The sequence below is a fragment of the Rahnella sp. PD12R genome, assembly GCF_019200965.1.
Taxonomy (GTDB): Bacteria; Pseudomonadota; Gammaproteobacteria; order Enterobacterales; family Enterobacteriaceae; genus Rahnella; species Rahnella laticis.
In genome coordinates this window covers 325155-342321 of the sequence record NZ_JAHTMS010000004.1, presented here as the reverse complement: position 1 = coordinate 342321, position 17167 = coordinate 325155, and the positions used below count along the sequence as shown (strand labels likewise).

General features: G+C 50.0%; 16 protein-coding genes. 6 read left to right on the top strand and 10 right to left on the bottom strand.

Translation table 11 applies throughout. The features are described from left to right. Positions 1-75 precede the first annotated feature (75 nt). The 3 genes from KWG64_RS10820 (at position 76) to KWG64_RS10810 (ending at position 3684) form a co-directional block, all read left to right on the top strand. On the top strand, positions 76-1527 hold the full coding sequence (locus tag KWG64_RS10820) for a tagaturonate reductase (protein ID WP_218521895.1): 1452 nt from the start codon (positions 76-78) through the stop codon (positions 1525-1527). 10 nt (positions 1528-1537) lie between these two features. Continuing rightward, complete coding sequence (locus KWG64_RS10815) at positions 1538-3028, top strand: UxaA family hydrolase (RefSeq protein ID WP_218521894.1); 1491 nt, start codon at positions 1538-1540, stop codon at positions 3026-3028. Positions 3029-3120: 92 nt separating this feature from the next. Beyond that, entirely contained in the window at positions 3121-3684 is a 564-nt protein-coding gene (locus KWG64_RS10810; protein WP_218521893.1) for a YgjV family protein, read from the top strand. A 24-nt stretch (positions 3685-3708) separates the two neighbouring features. Here KWG64_RS10810 and KWG64_RS10805 read toward each other — a convergent pair whose 3' ends face one another. From KWG64_RS10805 to pyrB, 7 genes are all read right to left on the bottom strand, one after another. Further along, positions 3709-4440 (bottom strand): proteasome-type protease, encoded by a 732-nt coding sequence (locus tag KWG64_RS10805; RefSeq protein WP_218521892.1) that lies wholly within the window; start codon positions 4438-4440, stop codon positions 3709-3711. A 30-nt stretch (positions 4441-4470) separates the two neighbouring features. Then, positions 4471-5265 carry a transglutaminase family protein gene (locus tag KWG64_RS10800; RefSeq protein ID WP_218521891.1) on the bottom strand — a complete coding sequence of 265 codons (795 nt, stop codon included), beginning with the start codon at positions 5263-5265 and terminating at the stop codon, positions 4471-4473. Beyond that, positions 5265-6206, bottom strand: coding sequence for an alpha-E domain-containing protein (locus tag KWG64_RS10795; RefSeq protein ID WP_218521890.1), 942 nt, complete (start codon positions 6204-6206; stop codon positions 5265-5267). Before KWG64_RS10795 ends, KWG64_RS10800 begins: the two co-directional genes overlap by 1 nt. Further along, entirely contained in the window at positions 6200-7660 is a 1461-nt protein-coding gene (locus KWG64_RS10790; protein ID WP_195815578.1) for a circularly permuted type 2 ATP-grasp protein, read from the bottom strand. The genes KWG64_RS10795 and KWG64_RS10790 overlap by 7 nt, the downstream gene beginning before the upstream one ends. Positions 7661-7960: 300 nt before the next feature. Continuing rightward, on the bottom strand, positions 7961-8347 hold the full coding sequence (ridA, locus tag KWG64_RS10785; RefSeq protein ID WP_101075009.1) for a 2-iminobutanoate/2-iminopropanoate deaminase: 387 nt from the start codon (positions 8345-8347) through the stop codon (positions 7961-7963). Positions 8348-8400: 53 nt separating this feature from the next. Beyond that, positions 8401-8865: an aspartate carbamoyltransferase regulatory subunit gene (gene pyrI / locus KWG64_RS10780; protein ID WP_101075010.1), complete on the bottom strand. Its 465-nt coding sequence runs from the start codon at positions 8863-8865 to the stop codon at positions 8401-8403. A gap of 13 nt (positions 8866-8878) precedes the next feature. Next, positions 8879-9820, bottom strand: a complete 942-nt coding sequence (gene pyrB / locus KWG64_RS10775; protein ID WP_195815579.1) for an aspartate carbamoyltransferase — start codon at positions 9818-9820, stop codon at positions 8879-8881. 397 nt (positions 9821-10217) lie between these two features. Here pyrB and KWG64_RS10770 point away from each other — a divergent pair, with 397 nt between their 5' ends. After that, positions 10218-10688 (top strand): YhcH/YjgK/YiaL family protein, encoded by a 471-nt coding sequence (locus KWG64_RS10770; protein WP_218521889.1) that lies wholly within the window; start codon positions 10218-10220, stop codon positions 10686-10688. A 12-nt stretch (positions 10689-10700) separates the two neighbouring features. Here the strand turns inward: KWG64_RS10770 and KWG64_RS10765 are convergent, their stop codons facing one another. Both KWG64_RS10765 and argF read right to left on the bottom strand, forming a co-directional pair. After that, complete coding sequence (locus KWG64_RS10765; RefSeq protein ID WP_218521888.1) at positions 10701-12473, bottom strand: alpha-amylase family glycosyl hydrolase; 1773 nt, start codon at positions 12471-12473, stop codon at positions 10701-10703. 164 nt (positions 12474-12637) lie between these two features. Continuing rightward, the gene (gene argF / locus KWG64_RS10760) at positions 12638-13645 is read right to left on the bottom strand and encodes an ornithine carbamoyltransferase (RefSeq protein ID WP_218521887.1); all 1008 of its coding nucleotides are present in this window, start codon (positions 13643-13645) and stop codon (positions 12638-12640) included. 168 nt (positions 13646-13813) lie between these two features. On the opposite strand from argF, the gene rraB reads away from it, so the two are divergent. Continuing rightward, positions 13814-14239 (top strand): ribonuclease E inhibitor RraB, encoded by a 426-nt coding sequence (gene rraB / locus KWG64_RS10755; protein WP_104924309.1) that lies wholly within the window; start codon positions 13814-13816, stop codon positions 14237-14239. A 1150-nt stretch (positions 14240-15389) separates the two neighbouring features. Next, positions 15390-16193, top strand: coding sequence for a DUF4225 domain-containing protein (locus tag KWG64_RS10750; protein WP_218521886.1), 804 nt, complete (start codon positions 15390-15392; stop codon positions 16191-16193). A 484-nt stretch (positions 16194-16677) separates the two neighbouring features. Here KWG64_RS10750 and KWG64_RS10745 read toward each other — a convergent pair whose 3' ends face one another. Next, entirely contained in the window at positions 16678-17157 is a 480-nt protein-coding gene (locus tag KWG64_RS10745) for an Hcp family type VI secretion system effector (RefSeq protein WP_218521885.1), read from the bottom strand. Between the last annotated feature and the right edge of the window lie 10 nt (positions 17158-17167).

Below are 17167 nucleotides of genomic sequence, written 5' to 3'. Positions count from 1 at the left end.
AATAAAGAACGACGGCCACGGGACAAACTGATGTCCTCAAAGACCGGCGTCTGACCAAATTAAGGTGAATGTGAGATGCAAAGGTTAAATCGCCGTGACTTCCCAGGCCGTCAACATCCAGACAAAATTATCCAGTTCGGTGAAGGCAACTTTTTGCGGGCGTTTGTCGACTGGCAGATAGATTTGCTCAATGAACATACCGATCTGGATGCCGGTATCGTGGTCGTTCGCCCGATTGACACCGATTTCCCACCTTCACTGAGTACGCAGGATGGTCTGTACACCACGATCATCAGCGGCCTGAATGAGCAGGGCGAAACCGTGCGCGACACGCGCATCATTCGTTCCGTAAACCGCGAAATCAATATTTACCATCAGTTTGACGAATATCTGGCGCTGGCCCGCGACCCGAATATCCGCTTTGTGTTTTCGAACACTACCGAAGCGGGTATCAGCTATGTCGAAAGCGACAGCCTGAATGATGCGCCTCCGGCCAGCTTCCCCGCCAAACTGACCCGACTGCTGTTCGAGCGCTTCACTCACTTCTCCGGTGCCGCCGATAAAGGCTGGGTTTTACTGCCGTGTGAACTGATCGATTATAACGGCGAAGCCTTGCAGGAACTGGTGCTGCGCTATGCACAGCAATGGGCATTACCGGCGGCATTCACCCAGTGGCTGCAAAACAGCAACACTTTCTGCTCGACGCTGGTTGACCGCATTGTGACGGGCTACCCGCGCAGCGAAATCGACAGTTTGCAGGAAGAACTCGGTTATCAGGACAGCTTCTTCGACAGCGCCGAACACTTCTATCTGTTCGTGATCCAGGGGCCAAAAAGCCTGGCGCAGGAACTGCGTCTGGACAAACTGCCGCTGAATATCCGTCTTGTTGACGACATCAAACCGTATAAAGAACGCAAAGTGGCGATCCTTAACGGCGCGCACACGGCGCTGGTGCCGGTGGCATTTTTGGCCGGGCTGAACACCGTCGGCGAATCGATGAATGACGCGCAAATCAGCCGCTTTGTAGAGCTGGCGATTGCCGAAGAGATTTCACCGGTTCTGGATCTGCCGCAGGATGAACTGACGTCATTTGCTCAGGCGGTTCTCAGCCGTTTCCGCAACCCGTTCATTCAGCATCAGTTGTTGTCAATCGCGCTGAACGGCATGACCAAATACCGCACCCGTATTCTGCCGCAGCTGCTGGCGAGTCAGGAAAAAAACGGCATTTTGCCTCCGCGCCTGACTTTCGCACTGGCCGCCTTGCTGGCGTTTTACCGTGGCGAACGTCACGGCGAAATCTATCCGTTGCAGGACGATGCACACTGGCTGAGCCGTTTCTCCGAACTGTGGGCAAGCGTGCGCAGCGGTAACCTGCCGCTGGTCGGGCTGGTGGAAACCGTGCTCGCCGATGAAGAACACTGGGGGCGGGACCTGAACACCGTGCCTGGCCTGACGGCAAAAATCACCGAACAACTGCAGGCGATTGAAGACCGTGGCATGCGCGATGCGCTGGCGGCTTACAGCTAAGAGAGCAACTATGCAAAGTATCATTCAAATTCATACTGCCGATAACGTCGCCGTTGCGCTTCGCGATATTGATGCTGGTGAGCGGGTTGAAGCAGGCGGTCACACCGTCGTTCTGGCTCAGCCGGTTGTGCGGGGCCATAAGTTTGCCCTGCGCCCGATTGCGGCCGGGGAAAACATTGTTAAATACGGCCTGCCGATTGGGCATGCGCTGACCGCGATTGAGCCGGGTGTGCATATTCACTCACAAAACGGCAAAACCAATCTCAGCGATCTGGATCAGTACCAGTATCAGCCGGATTTCGCGACGCTGCCGGATCAAATGGCCGATCGCGAAGTGCAGATCTACCGTCGTAAAAACGGTCAGGTCGGGATCCGTAATGAAATTTGGCTGATCCCAACGGTGGGCTGCGTTAACGGCATTGCCCGCCAGATCCAGTCACGTTTTCTGAAAGAAACCAATGACGCAGAAGGCACCGACGGCGTCTTCCTGTTCACCCATCCGTTTGGCTGCTCACAGCTGGGTGATGACCACGTGAACACCCGCACTATGCTGCAAAATATGGTGCGCCATCCGAACGCGGGCGCGGTGCTGGTGATTGGTCTGGGTTGTGAAAACAATCAGGTGGACGTCTTCCGTGAAACGCTGGGTGAAGTTGACGAAGATCGTGTGCGTTTTATGACGCTGCAAAAATTCGACGACGAAGTGGAAGCCGGTCTGGAACGTCTGCGTGAACTGTATGCGGTTATGCGTGACGACAAACGCGTAACGGGCAAACTCAGCGAACTGAAATTTGGTCTTGAATGCGGCGGTTCTGACGGCTTGTCCGGTATCACCGCGAACCCGCTGCTCGGACGTTTCTCCGACTATGTGATCGCCAACGGCGGGACTTCCGTGCTGACTGAAGTGCCGGAAATGTTTGGTGCGGAACGCATTCTGATGAGCCGCTGCCGCGATGAATCGACGTTTGAAAAGACCGTTCACATGGTCAACGATTTCAAACAGTATTTCATCGAGCATAATCAGCCGATTTACGAGAACCCGTCGCCGGGCAACAAAGCGGGCGGTATCACCACGCTGGAAGAGAAATCGCTGGGCTGCACGCAGAAAGCAGGGCAAAGCCCGGTGATGGACGTGCTGAAATACGGTGAACGTCTGACGACGCCGGGCCTAAATCTGCTGAGTGCGCCGGGTAACGACGCCGTGGCAACCAGCGCGCTGGCCGGTGCCGGTTGCCATATGGTGCTGTTCAGTACCGGTCGCGGCACGCCTTACGGCGGTTTTGTGCCGACGGTAAAACTGGCGACTAACAGTGAACTGGCGACGAAAAAACCGCACTGGATCGACTTTGATGCAGGGCGCCTGATCCACGATGTCAGCATGGATCAGCTGCTGGGTGAGTTTGTGGATCTGATCGTTGCGATCGCGGATGGCCGTAAAGCCAAAAACGAAATCAACGATTTCCGCGAACTGGCGATCTTTAAAAGCGGTGTCACATTGTAACGCTTCCGGATACTCGTTAGAATGAAACGGCGTTTCAAATGTGAAGCGCCGTTTGCTTTTTCTACGCATCCTACGAATGAGATCTCCGAAAAATGACGTATTACTGGTTTGCCCAGTCAGTCGGTGTTCTGGCCTTTGTGGTCGGTATCACGATGTTTTTCAACCGCAGCGACCGTCGCTTTAAACAGCAGCTTTCCGCCTACAGCGCCATTATCGGCGTGCATTTCCTGATGATGGGAGCCGCACCAGCTGGCATGAGCGCCTTGCTGAACTCCCTGCGAACCCTGATTTCCCTGCGTACGCGCAATCAGTGGATCATGGTAATTTTCATCGTGCTGACGCTGGTTCTCGGCCTGAGCCGTGCGCATCACTGGGTGGAATTATTGCCGGTCGGTGCAACTGTCGTCAGCACCTGGGCGCTGTTTCGCACCAGCGGGCTGACCACGCGCTGCATCATGTGGTGCTCGACCTGCTGCTGGGTATTCCACAACATATGGCTCGGTTCGATAGGCGGTTCGCTTATCGAAGGCAGTTTCCTCGTCATGAACGGCTTTAACATTATCCGCTTCCGCCGGTTACAGCTGCGCGGTATCGATCCGTTTGAGGTTGAGAAAAAGATCGTGAAGAAGATGGAAGAGAATAAAGCAGCGGAGTGAAGATTCACTCCGCCTGAAAAGTATTTACTCGTCTAATTTCAGCGGTGGCAACTGCGCAAAAATGCTCAACAGGCCTTCGCCCCAGCCTTTGCGGATCATGTCGAAATACGGATGGCTTTCGGTGATCCGGTGTTGCTGTGCGGTGCTGTAACTGTCTGTCGGATAGGTCATCACATCCAGTGGCAGACCGACGGAAAGATTGCTGCGCAGCGTAGAGTCCATCGAAATCAGCGCGCATTGCATTGCCTGATCCAGCGGCGTTTCGAAGTTCAGCACGCGGTCAATAATCGGTTTTCCGTACTTGCTTTCGCCAACCTGGAAATACGGCGTATCGTGCGTGGCTTCGATGAAGTTCCCCTGCGGATAAACATGGAATAACCGCAGACCCTCGCCTTTTATCTGACCGCCCAGCAGCAAGTTGCAGCTGAAATCCGTGTTCCCGCCCTGGTTCGCACCACTGTCGCGGGCGATGACTTCGCGAACCGTTTCACCCAGCAGGCTCGCGGCGTCATACATGGATTTCACGTTGAGCAGGTTTTCCCGCTCGTCGTCCAGACAGCGCCGGTGCAGCAGGCTGATAATGCTCTGTGTGGTCGCCAGATTACCGGCGCTTTGGATCACCAGCACGCGTTCATCGCTTTGATGAAATACGTGCAGTTTGCGGAAGGTGGAAATATGGTCCACTCCGGCGTTGGTGCGTGAATCTGAAACAAACACCAGGCCAGAGGACAAGCGCATGGCCACACAGTAAGTCATAGAAAAATCTTCCCATTCAGATGGTCAGGATTATTGCGGAACGTCAAGCATGGCAACGGCCGCGACAGTGCGCATGTCTTCGCTTCCTCCCCCTAACCGGATACCGCGGACCGGGCACGCATCAAGATAATCTATGCCGATAGCCAGTTTCAAATGCTGATTCGGTTTGCAGGTGTTGTTGGTGACATCAAAGCTCTGCCAGCGGTCGTCCAGCCAGGCTTCCGCCCAGGCGTGCATGGCAACATGCGTCGAATCTTCTGAGTATAGATAGCCGCTGACGTAACGCGCCGGGATCCCCAGACTGCGGCAGCAGGCGAGGAAAACGTGGGTATGATCCTGACACACGCCCTGTTGTGCGGAAAACGCCTGCGATGCGCTGTCTTTTACGCTCGTCGTGCCGGGGCTGTAAGGCATTTTCAGCAGCAATTCGCCCATCAGATTGCACAGACTTTCATGCTGATCCTGCGGACGATAATAGCGGTTGGCGAAATCACGGATCGCACCGTCGGCCTGTGTCAGCGGGCTGGTGCGCAAAAACACCAGCGGTGATAAATGCCCGCAATTATCGTCTTCAGTGTTGTCTTCAATTTCGACCACGCCGTAGGCTTCGATAGTGATTGCCTGATGCGGCTGATCCAGCGTCAGCACGTGTAACACATTGCCGTAAGCGTCCAGCGTGCGGGTGGCGTATTCCGGCAACGTCAGATCCCATGAGAGGATTTTCTGATGGCTGGAATCCTGCGGCGTCAGGCGCAGATATTGCGTACTGTGTTTGACCTGTTGCGCATAGGTGTAATGCGTCTGATGACTGACATTCAGTTTCATTATTGTGCCTCCAGATAGGTTTGATGAATGCTCTCAGCGATGGCATTGGTCTGGTCAAGAAACTGCATTAACCAGGGGCTGAGGCCCGTTTCGACTATCTCGTCCATTTCGGTGAAGCGGAGCTGAGCATGCAGGGTATGAACGCGGCGACGCGGTAAATTGCCCGCTGACCCGCCGATTTCCTCCAGCTGTTCGGCCATGATTTCTACGCAGGACAACAGGGATCGCGGCAGTTCGCGGCGCAGCACCAGCAGTTCGGCAATGCGTTTCTGGCTGAGCTGCTGCTTGTAGAGCGTATGGAATGCTTCACGGGCACTGACGGCGCGTAATAGCGTGTCCATCCGGTAGTACTCGCGCACCGGATCTTCATCAGCATTGAGCAGCTGATTTTTGGCATCCAGCAGCCTTGCGGTGCTGTCAGCGCGTTCGAGCATGGTGCCAAGACGGATAAAATTCAGCGCGTCGCTGCGCAGCAAGGTGCCAAACATCGCGCCACGGAACAGATGTGAGCGCTCCTTAACCCAGTCGAAGAAGGAATCCGCGCCCGCAGAGCCGACGCCCTGACGGCGGATCAGTTTCATCTCAATCCAGGTGGCGTTAATGCTTTCCCACACTTCGGAAGACAGACTGCCGCGGACCGCATGGGCATTGTTCCAGGCCATTTGCAGACAGCTGAAAATGCTGCTGTGGTTGAAACTGTCCAGCGCGAAAAAGTTGAGCAGATTGCCCATTGTTTCCTGCGGATAGTGTTCATTGAATAAGGTGCGGGTGCCGGTCATGGTGAGCGGAACCAGCAGATCGTTATTTTCATCGCGGGCGCTGACGTCACGGATCGACATCATTGACAGCTTGTTGGTTACGTCCAGCAGGCGTGCGATATTTTCAGCGCGTTCCAGATAACGCGCCATCCAGTACAGTTCGCTGGCTGTTCTGCTTAGCATGCGTCACCCTCCGTCGGAACTTCCGACTCTTCTTCCAGGACCCAGGTATCTTTGGTGCCACCGCCCTGAGATGAATTCACTACCAGCGAGCCTTCCGCCAGCGCAACGCGGGTTAAACCGCCCGGTACCAGACGAATTTCAGCGCCGGTCAGCGCAAAAGGCCGTAAATCGATATGCCGCGGAGCCAGACCATTTTCCACAAACGTCGGGCAGGTTGAGAGCGCCAGCGTTTCCTGGGCGATATAGTTTTCGGGCCGCGTTTTCAGCAACTGGCGGAAGCGTTCGATTTCAGCCTTGCTGGCGGTAGGGCCGATTAACATGCCGTAACCGCCTGCGCCGTGGACCTCTTTCACCACCATTCTTTCCAGATTCGCCAGCACAAACGACAGGTCAGATTCCTTGCGGCATTGCCAGGTCGGTACGTTGTTAAGTATCGGATCTTCGGCCAGATAGTAGCGAATCATCTCCGGTACGTACGGATAGATGGATTTGTCATCGGCGACGCCGGTGCCAATCGCATTCGCCAGCACCACGCCACCGGCGCGATATACCGACAACAGGCCGGGCACGCCGAGCATTGAATCCGCGCGGAACGCCAGGGGATCGAGGAATGCGTCGTCGATACGGCGGTAGATCACATCGATTTTGCACGGGCCTGCGGTTGTGCGCATAAACACCGCGCCGTCTTTCACGAATAAATCGACGCTTTCCACCAGTTCAACGCCCATTTGCTGCGCGAGGAAACTGTGTTCGAAATACGCGCTGTTAAAGCGGCCGGGCGTCAGGACGACTACCGTCGGATCATTCACCGTGGTGCTTTCCCGCAGGGTTTGCAGCAAATGGGAAGGATAGCGGGAAACCGGCGCAATGCGTTGTTCTGCAAACAGTTCAGGGTATAACCGCATCATCATTTTGCGGTTTTCCATCATGTAAGAAACGCCGGACGGCGTGCGCAGGTTATCTTCAAGCACGTAATATTCGCCGTCGCCGCCACGCACCATATCGGTTCCGGCGATGTGCGCGTACGTATCCCGGTGAAGATCGATGCCCTGCATGCAAGGCTGATACTGATCGTTTGCCAGAACCTGTTCGGCCGGAACGATCCCCGCTTTGAGTATTTTTTGATCATGATAGATATCGTGCAGAAAAGCATTCAGCGCCTGAACGCGCTGACGAATACCGCGATCGAGCATTTGCCATTCGCTGGCCGGGATGATCCGCGGAACACTGTCAAACGGGATCAGCCGCTCCGCGCCATCATCTTCGCCGTAAACATTAAAGGTAATCCCCACCCGGTGGAATAACAGCGCCGCTTCCTCTTTTTTGCGCTGAACCGCCTGTTGATCGGCTTGCTGCAACCATTGCCAGTAGGCCTGATAATGGCTGCGGTGCGTCCCGTCAGCCATTAACATCTCATCAAAAAAGGGTGAATCGGAAAGGTCAATCTTGATCATCATCACCTCACAAACTGGACAGGCCGCAATTGAATCGTTCAATAACAATGAAGATCAGGCATAAAGTGTGCCAGCGTGCAAAACCTGCTGAAAATCAGGGGAAAAGAGCCCGGACTGCCCCGTTTCGGTGCGGTGACATTTTGGATTGGGTGAAAACAGGGCAAAAATGATCGGGTTACCGTAAGTATGGTCGCTGATGAAGCAACCGCCACCGGCGGCAGGAAAACATAAGAAACCTGAACGGACAGGCGAAAAAAAACCAGCCCGGAGGCTGGTCTGTACGAAGTCCGGCTGGCGCGATTAACGGCGAACGGCGATGGCTTCGATTTCGATTTTCACGTCTTTTGGCAGACGGGCAACTTCAACGCATGAACGGGCCGGGAAAGGCGCTTTGTGCTCGGTGAAGAAAGCTTCATACGTGGCGTTAACAGTGGCGAAGTCGTTCAGATCTTTCACGAAAACGGTAGTTTTCACGATGTCTGACACTTTCAGGCCAGCGGCTTCAACGATAGCCTGGACGTTTTCCAGAGACTGACGCGCCTGAGCGGCGATGTCGTCGGCCACGGCACCGGTTTTAGGATCAACAGGGATCTGGCCTGAAGTGATGATCATGCTGCCCAGATCCACGCCCTGAACATAAGGACCGATTGCGGCGGGTGCGTTTTCAGTACTGATTTCGCGGGACATAATGTCTCCTGATTTTGGGTTATGGGTAAAAATCTGGTCGCCAGTATACCTGCTCAGTCGTTATTGAGCACAACCTGATGTTCGAACTCTTTCTCGCAGTATTTGCATTTCAGGTGAACGCCATCTGCGCGCTGTTTCACCGCAAAGCTGGAATCCACCGGTTCAAAACGGCTGATGCAGTTGCCGTTCGGGCAGCGCAAAACCCCGATAATGCGGTCCGGCAACGTCGGCATCAGCTTCTTCACGACTTCATAATTATCGATGCGGTTCACCGTGGCGCGCGGGGCATAGACCGCCAGCTGATTAACCTGTTCGTCGGTCAGGAAGGTGTTTTCGATTTTGATAATGTCTTTGCGGCCAAGCTCGCCGGAAGGCAAATTCAGCCCGACGGTAACGCGTTGTTCTGTCTGCGTAAATTTAAACAGTGACAGCAATTTAAAGCCGACCTGCGCCGGAATATGGTCGATCACCGTGCCACATTTAATGGCTTCAACCTGAAGTTTATTGTCGTGAGTCATGATCGTTTTCTCCTCAAGCTGACTGTGCAGTATCTGCGTTCAACACCAGCGCCAGCAAAGCCTGACGCGCAAAAATCCCGTTACCGGCCTGCTGGAAATACCAGGCGTATGGCGTTTTATCGACATCCGGCGTGATTTCGTCGATGCGTGGCAGCGGGTGCAGGACTTTCAGGTGAGGCTGAGCGCCGTTCAGATCCGCCGCGCGCAGGACAAACTGCGCTTTGACGTTGGCATATTCAGACGGGTCCAGACGCTCTTTCTGTACGCGGGTCATGTACAGAATGTCGATTTCCGGCACGACTTCATCGATGCTGCTGTGCAGGCTGTATTCGATGCCTTTCTCTTCCAGCAGCGCCAGAATATAACCCGGCATAGCGAGTGCGTCGGGGGCGATAAAGTAGAAGCGGTTGCCGTTAAATTTCGCCAGCGCCTGCGCCAGAGAGTGAACGGTACGGCCATATTTCAGGTCGCCGACCATCGCGATTTTGATGTTATCAAGACGTCCCTGCGTTTCCTGAATGGTGAATAAATCCAGCAAGGTTTGCGTCGGGTGCTGGTTCGCGCCGTCACCGGCATTAAGAACCGGAATACCGCCCGAGAATTCCGTCGCCAGACGCGCCGCGCCTTCCTGCGGGTGGCGCATCACGATGGCATCCACGTAAGTGCTGATCACCGAAATGGTATCGGCCAGCGTCTCGCCTTTTTTGCCGAGCGACGTATTGCTGCTGTCAGAGAAACCGACGACGGAAGCCCCGAGACGATGCATAGACGTCTCAAACGACAGGCGCGTTCGGGTTGAGGCTTCGAAGAAACAACTGGCGATCACTTTGTGTTTCAACAATTCCGGTTGCGGATCCGCTTTCAGGCTGGCCGCGGTGTCGAGCACCAGCTCCAGCTCCTCGCGGCTGAGATCGTTGATAGAAATGATGTCTTTTTGATATAGCGGGTTGGCCATAGTCATTCTCCTGTTTCTTTGTTCTTAAAAGAAATGCGCTCAAAAACCGATGTTCTTAAATTCCGGACAAAAAAAAGCCCCTCAATGAGGGGCTTTCTGTAAAACGGTAATACCACGGAAGAACAACGGCAGCGGGCTGCCTGATGGCACGGTGTTTGGTCGATCATCTGAGCACAAAACGTGGCAATTGTTCATAGGTTCTCCCGGCAAATTGTGGCGCATTATACGCGCGTCACCGGTGACATCAAGCGGAAAAATAGACGAAAGCAAACGGTTGGCTACAGACAGATCCGGAGACCAAAACTGTTAACTGGATCAAATGGTGGGTCATCAGAGTGCATTATGATGTTGCTACATTGAAACATCATTTCATTTTTATTTTCATGAAGGGAAACCCATGATCACCGGAAACATTCATCAACTGCATTTAGTGCCTTACCTTCCCGCTGAGCTGCGCGAAGCCATTGAGTATGTGAAGAAAAATATCACGGCGGAAACACCGCTGGGCAAACACGATATCCGCGGCATTGACGCGTTTGTCCTGATTTCAAATGATTCAACGGCGCCACAGGCAGAACGTCGTGCGGAGTTTCATGCCCGTTATCTGGATGTCCAGATTGTACTGAACGGAACGGAAGGGATGACGTTCAGCAATCTTCCTGCAGGATACATTGATACCGACTGGCTTGAAGATAAAGACATCGCGTTTCTGGCTGCCGGCGAGCAGGAAAAAACCATGATTATGCAGGCCGGTGATTTTGTGGTGTTTTATCCGGGTGAAGTGCATAAACCGCTGTGCGCCGTCGGCGAACCGGCTAACGTGCGCAAAGCGGTCGTCAAAATGGACGTCAATACGCTGTCTTCTTAAGGCTTCGTCTGCTTAACGCTTTGTTCGTTTAAACAATTTCATCCGCCAGCGACGCAGTCTGCCGAGACGTTCTGGCGCTTTGAGTTTGTGTTTGATCCATACGACCTGCCACGGCTGGAGTCGCATCTGGCCGTTAAACACTTCTCCGCCAATCAGATCTTTGCCTTCCACCGCCAGTTTCAGAATTTGGGAATGATCGCTGATGTTAAATACGCAGGTGATCCGATCTTCGCTCTTCGGATCATAACGTTCCATGGCGAATAACGATTTGCCCAGATCAAACACACGCTGGCCAGCCTGCGGCGAAAATGCCGGATGCGCGCGGCGGTGTTTAATCAGTTCCTCTAAGCCGTAAAACACGCGGGAGCGCAGGCTGTCTTTCTTCTCCAGTTCAGCTTCCAGAGTGCCCAGCTCCAGCTTTTTACGGTTGATGCGGCGGTTGATCCCGGACTGATGCATACCGTCGAGATCGTTCTCGCTGCCGAGCAGGCTGTGGATGTAAATGGCCGGCACGCCGATGAATGACAGCAACAACGCCTGCGCCGCCAGGAATTTACGGGCTTTCAGGTCAACATCATCTTCCGGTTCAGTCAGCGCGCTCAGGTAATTAATATTCAGCTCGTACGGCGAATGTGTGCCATCGCCGTTGTCTTTATACGAGACGCGACCCTCTTTACGCAGTGTTTCCTGCGCCATGTATTTACGTTCATCATCGCTGAGAAAGGTTTCCGTCGGGCGCAGCCCGATGCCGTCGTGACTCGCCAGAAAGTTGAAATATGTGGTGTCCGGGTAGCGCGCTTCCGCGTTCAGGCTTTGAGCCCATTGGGTCAGCGTCGTGGTGTCCTGACGTAAAAATGCATGAAGCGTCAGCGGCGGCAGCGGAAACTGATACACCATATGCGCTTCATCACCTTCACCGAAATAACTGATGTTTTCGTGATGCGGTACGTTAGTTTCCGTAATGAGCCGCGTGCCGGGGATCACTTCGTCGAGGATCGTGCGCCAGACTTTAATAATATTGTGCGCCTGCGGCATATGGATGCAGCGCGTGCCCACTTCCTTCCAGATATACCCGATGGCGTCGAGGCGAATAGACTGCCCGCCGCTGGCTGCGTACTGCAACAGTACGTCGATGCTCTCCAGCAGAACCTGCGGATTTTTGAAATTGATATCCACCTGATCTTCACTGAACGTGGTCCACAGGTACAGCTCGGTGCCGTCGGCTTTGATAAATGGCGTCAGCAGCGGCGAGGCGCGCGGACGCACCACGCGGCTGTAATCCAGCTCGGGATTCGAGGCAATAAAGTAATCTTTGTAATACGGATCGTCGTGCAGATAGCCCTTCATCCATTCGCTGGATCGTGAGATGTGGTTGATCACGCAGTCGAACATCAGATTGAAATGAGCCGAAAGGTGATGAATGTCGGACCAGCCGCCGAGATGTTCGTCGATCCGGCGGTAATCAATAACGCTAAAACCGTCGTCCGAGCTGTAGGGATACATCGGCAGAATGTGGATATCGCTGACGATCTCGCGCAGATAGGTATTGGCGAAATGGTTTAAGGTCGCCAGCGGCGGTTGCTCGCCGTGACGAATGTTATCGCCATAGGTGATCAGATAAATATTGGTTCCATCGACCCAACTTGTCGTGCGGTGTTTGCCGTAATTCCATTTTTCAGCAAGATGCAGGATTTTCTTCAGCAGGTCAGCAATGTGTTCTCTGGGGTAAATCCGGCTTAAAAGACTTTCCAGCCGCAGGACATACTCGAGATTAACTGAGCTCATAGCGGTTCCTTCTTACAGCATTCTTTTTGTATGAAAAATAACAGCGCTCTGAAAAGGTTAGTTGAAAATACGGGGCGCGGGCAGATGAAGGGCGATATAGCAGAGGATTCCGGGGGAATAAAACGGCATCACTTTGGCTTGTCGCAAAATGATGCCGGATAAAATCAGACGTTGCCGAGGGTGGCGACCATCACGGCTTTGATGGTGTGCAGACGGTTTTCAGCCTGATCGAAGACCACGCTGTGGCTTGATTCGAACACTTCATCGGTGACTTCCATGCCGCCGTGCAAGCCATATTCTTCCGCCATTTGCTTGCCGAGTGTTGTCTGGTCATCGTGAAACGCGGGCAGACAATGCAGGAACTTCACCTTAGGATTGCCGGTCAGTGCCAGCATTGCGCCGTTAACCTGATACGGACGCAGCAGATTAATACGCTCTTTCCAGGCTTCTTTCGGTTCGCCCATCGATACCCAAACGTCGGTATACAGGAAATCGGCATCCTTCACGCCGGTCGCGATATCTTCCGTCAACGTTATGCTGCCGCCATTTTCTTTTGCCAGATGCTCGCAAGTGGCGACCAGTTCGGCTTCCGGCCAGCAGGCGGAAGGGGCAACCAGGCGCAAATCCAGCCCGCACAACGCTGCAGCCTCCAGTAGCGAGTTCCCCATGTTATTACGGGTATCGCCCAGATAGGCCAGACGCATACCTTTCAGTGGTTTACCCGGCAGATGCTCCTGCATAGTGAGCAAATCCGCCAGCAACTGGGTTGGATGGAATTCGTTGGTCAGACCGTTCCAGACCGGGACACCGGCATATTGTGCCAGTATTTCTACTTTATCCTGACCGTAACCACGATACTGAATACCGTCATACATCCGGCCAAGCACACGGGCGGTATCTTTCATGGATTCTTTATGGCCAATCTGGCTGCCGCTTGGGCCAAGGTAGGTGACTTTCGCCCCCTGATCGTATGCGGCAACTTCGAAAGAGCATCGGGTGCGTGTTGAGTCTTTTTCGAAGATGAGCGCGATGTTTTTGCCTTGCAGGCTGGCCTTCTCGGTGCCGTTTTTCTTAGCGGCTTTTAATTCTGCGGAGAGTTTCAGCAGGGACGAAATCTCTGACGGGGTAAAATCCAGTAACCTGAGAAAATGACGTTTACTCAACAAACTCATGATGTCGCTCCATAGCGCGTTAGCATTTCGGATTGAATTTAAATTCAATTTAACTGTATGAATATGCAATTACAACCCCGAAGCAAAAACTTTGTCGTTTATAGTGGAGGCGCGCCCTGTGGTGTGTGAAAATAGCGGTCAAACGTCACATTGATTGAGGACTGAGATATGGCAAACCGTGAATTGCTGGACGAACAACGTGAAGAGACTCGCTTAATCATCGAAGAGCTGCTGGACGATGGCAGCGATCCTGACGCGCTTTACACCATTGAACATCACTTATCTTCAGAGAAGTTCGAAGTTCTGGAGAAAGCGGCGGTTGAGGCTTTCAAGCTGGGTTATGAAGTCACCGACCCTGAAGAGTTAGAAGTTGAAGACGGTTCTGTACTGATGTGTTGTGACGTAATCAGCGAAATCGCGCTGAAAGCGGAACTGATCGACGCTCAGGTTGAACAACTGATGAATCTGGCCGAAGCCAACGGCGTCAATTATGACGGCTGGGGCACTTACTTCGAAGGCGATGACGACGAAGAAGGTGAGGAAGGCGAAGACGAAGATTTCGTCGATGAAGATGATGACGGGAAACGTCATTAATCGATTCGTAAATATTGAATCTTAGACAAAAGGCTGCCGGAGACGGCGGCCTTTTTTATGGGTCTTCTCTTATATGATGTTAGGAATCTATGTTCTGGTGCCTGTTATTTATACCTGATTAAATAACTATCCTATCTAAATTTATTCGCTAATTTCTTCAGCTGTAAAATTGCTTAATTATAATTCATTAGTCAACAGTAGTTGAGTTTTCATGTTATTATTACGACATAGATCAAGTTCCACTTTTTTTTCAAGAGTATGGTATATCTCTTCTTATTCAGGTGTGAGTAAAATTATGTGTTTATATTCGCTTGTTAGAATATTCAAACGAATCAATGAGGGGGGGTATTTTGATAGTCACTAAATCAAGCGATATTATTATAGATTCGTTTTCATATGTCCCTATATTGTTATATTTCTTTTTCTCTTTTGTTGTTGCGTTTTTACTTTATTGTCTCAGATCTTTTTTTATCTCTCAGAAATACTCCTTTATTTATTATTGTGCTGATTATAAACGTATACGTATCTTTTACATACTTGTATGCTGGTATTTACGGTAATGAATTTACAAAAATAATTGATTTTTTGGAATTCCCGTATTTGCAGTATTCATGCTTTCCTTTTTCTTTTTTATATATGTCATTAATTCCAAAGGCAGGAGGTCCATTGAAGTGGAAATGGTGGTAATATGATTATTTATTTCATGTTATATACCTGTAGTACCATTGGAAATGGTTAATAGATAACGTCACTAGTTTAGCACTATCTATCAGCCAATTTTTATCATATACAGTTGTGGTAAAGTGATGCTCCGGACATCACAGAACCCTATCGTTCCATAATCTTAGTCATAAGTATTAGGTATTTTATTTAAAAGCATGCCGTCCGGCATGCAGGTATTTTTGATCAAAATATAACAGATGTATAAAGCGCAAGTCTTTCGTTTACTTATTTCTTTAACGTTTGCGTATTTTATTTTCATTCATTCTGTGAATGTAATGCATTCATATGTTATTTCTATGGGAGTGATATTTTTCGTTTTTTAGGACTATTTACTCGCTAGATCAATTCTGCTTTATAAATTTAATAATATTATCACGTAGGTGAAGGGGTTACATTACTCGAAAATTTTATAAGTAGGAGATGTGTTATGTATCTGAAGAAACAAGGTAATGAAAAATTACTATTAAAAACTAAAGAACTCATCCAATTAGCGCGAACATTATCATATGATTACCTAGCTAACTATCGTTCAAGGCAAGATTTCAATAAATCTATTTATGAATATTCTGAAAAAATATTAAAAGCCGTAAGTGATAATTGCTTGACTGTAGATGGAGGAAACAGAATTATTCAGTCTGAAATAGACTCACTTTTGTTGCAATCCAGAAAAATACAGACGGGAAGAATAGAGCAGTATGCTGCAGTTAGGCTAGAGATCAAGAAAGATAAAGAGAAAGAGAGAGTTAATGTAATCCTGGCACAGGTGGGCTTTGTTGGCGGTGGAACACAAATATATACAGGTGCTGAAGTTTGTTTAGCATCATTGGGTTTCCGCTGCGCATCGTGGGGTATACCGCTAATATCTCATGGGACAAATAATATGTGGGAAAACGGTTACTATTTGCTGTTTAGAAAAAACTCTCCAGGTTGGATTAGAGAGGGGTATAGAAAAATAGCAGTTTCGTTGGGAGAAAAGCAAGATGTCGGAGATTATGCCTATGCTGTTGTTGACCTTTCATTATCGGTTTATGGTGTCAGCCGGAAGATTTATAAGCCACGTGAGCATTCTTGGAAACTTTGGGATACTATGAATAATGACTATATTTTGGGTTGGCGTGAAATGGGAACATTGCCTTTGATTTTTGAGGTGGCAGTCGACGGTTCTACTGCTTATACGGGTTATAGTCAATTTAAGACAATTAAAGTGGGGAACAGCTTTGATAATCAATAATTCTTACAATAATATCAACGACTCATTTTCAATATGGCCGATACTAATTTTCTTCTTAGTGTCAATTATTGTATTTATTTTCCTGTATTACATTCGTTTGTTTTCATTTTCTTTATCAAATTTTTTTGTTTTTACTTTAACTGTAATAATAAACCTATGTATTACTTTTTCATATTTTTATGCAGGTTTGTATGGTAATGATTTTATAAATATAATTGATTTTGATAAATACTCATTCTTGAAAGATTGTTGTATATTTTTATCATTTATTTATGCGGTATTAATTCCCAAAACAAGACATGGTCTCAGGTGGAAACGGTAATTTTAAATTAAATGAGTTTTTATGTTTCTCTGTTCTTTGTGGCACGAAATTTTAAGATTGAATCTTTTTCTATAAATATATTTTTCACGGACCCTGTTTTAATAGGGTACGTGAAGCGACTGAATTCCCTAATTCAAAAATTATTTAAATAAAAACTGATTATTATAATACTCTATCATTCCATAGGCTGTAAGCACTCGTCCCTGCAGTGATATGTTCCCAAGTGATTGTTTCATATGAAAGTGTTAGTGTTTCATGAGGCAGGCCATTACTGTTAAGTATCACGTTAGGGAAAATTACTTCAATGTTGGTAATTCGTGCTCTAGTTAACTTAACTTTGTAGAATAACTCGTTAATGCCAAATTTATTTATCCTGTGAACATCAAAGTCACATGTGAGTATTTCATTTTCTGACACTGCCTTCCCAAGTAAAGGCGATGATTTATCGATCGGCTTCGTGATAAATACCGGGTGGTGATTGGCGTTTTCTTCTCGTGAAATAGCATGAGAAAGGTCATAAACCATAATCTGATCCAGATGCGCGATCTGGGCTTTATTCCCTATTGAATCCAGAGATGAGCATCCTGCTGAAATTAGACCCTGGGTTTGGCCGTTGAGGGTTAAGTAAATAAGATTTGCCATGATGTTATTC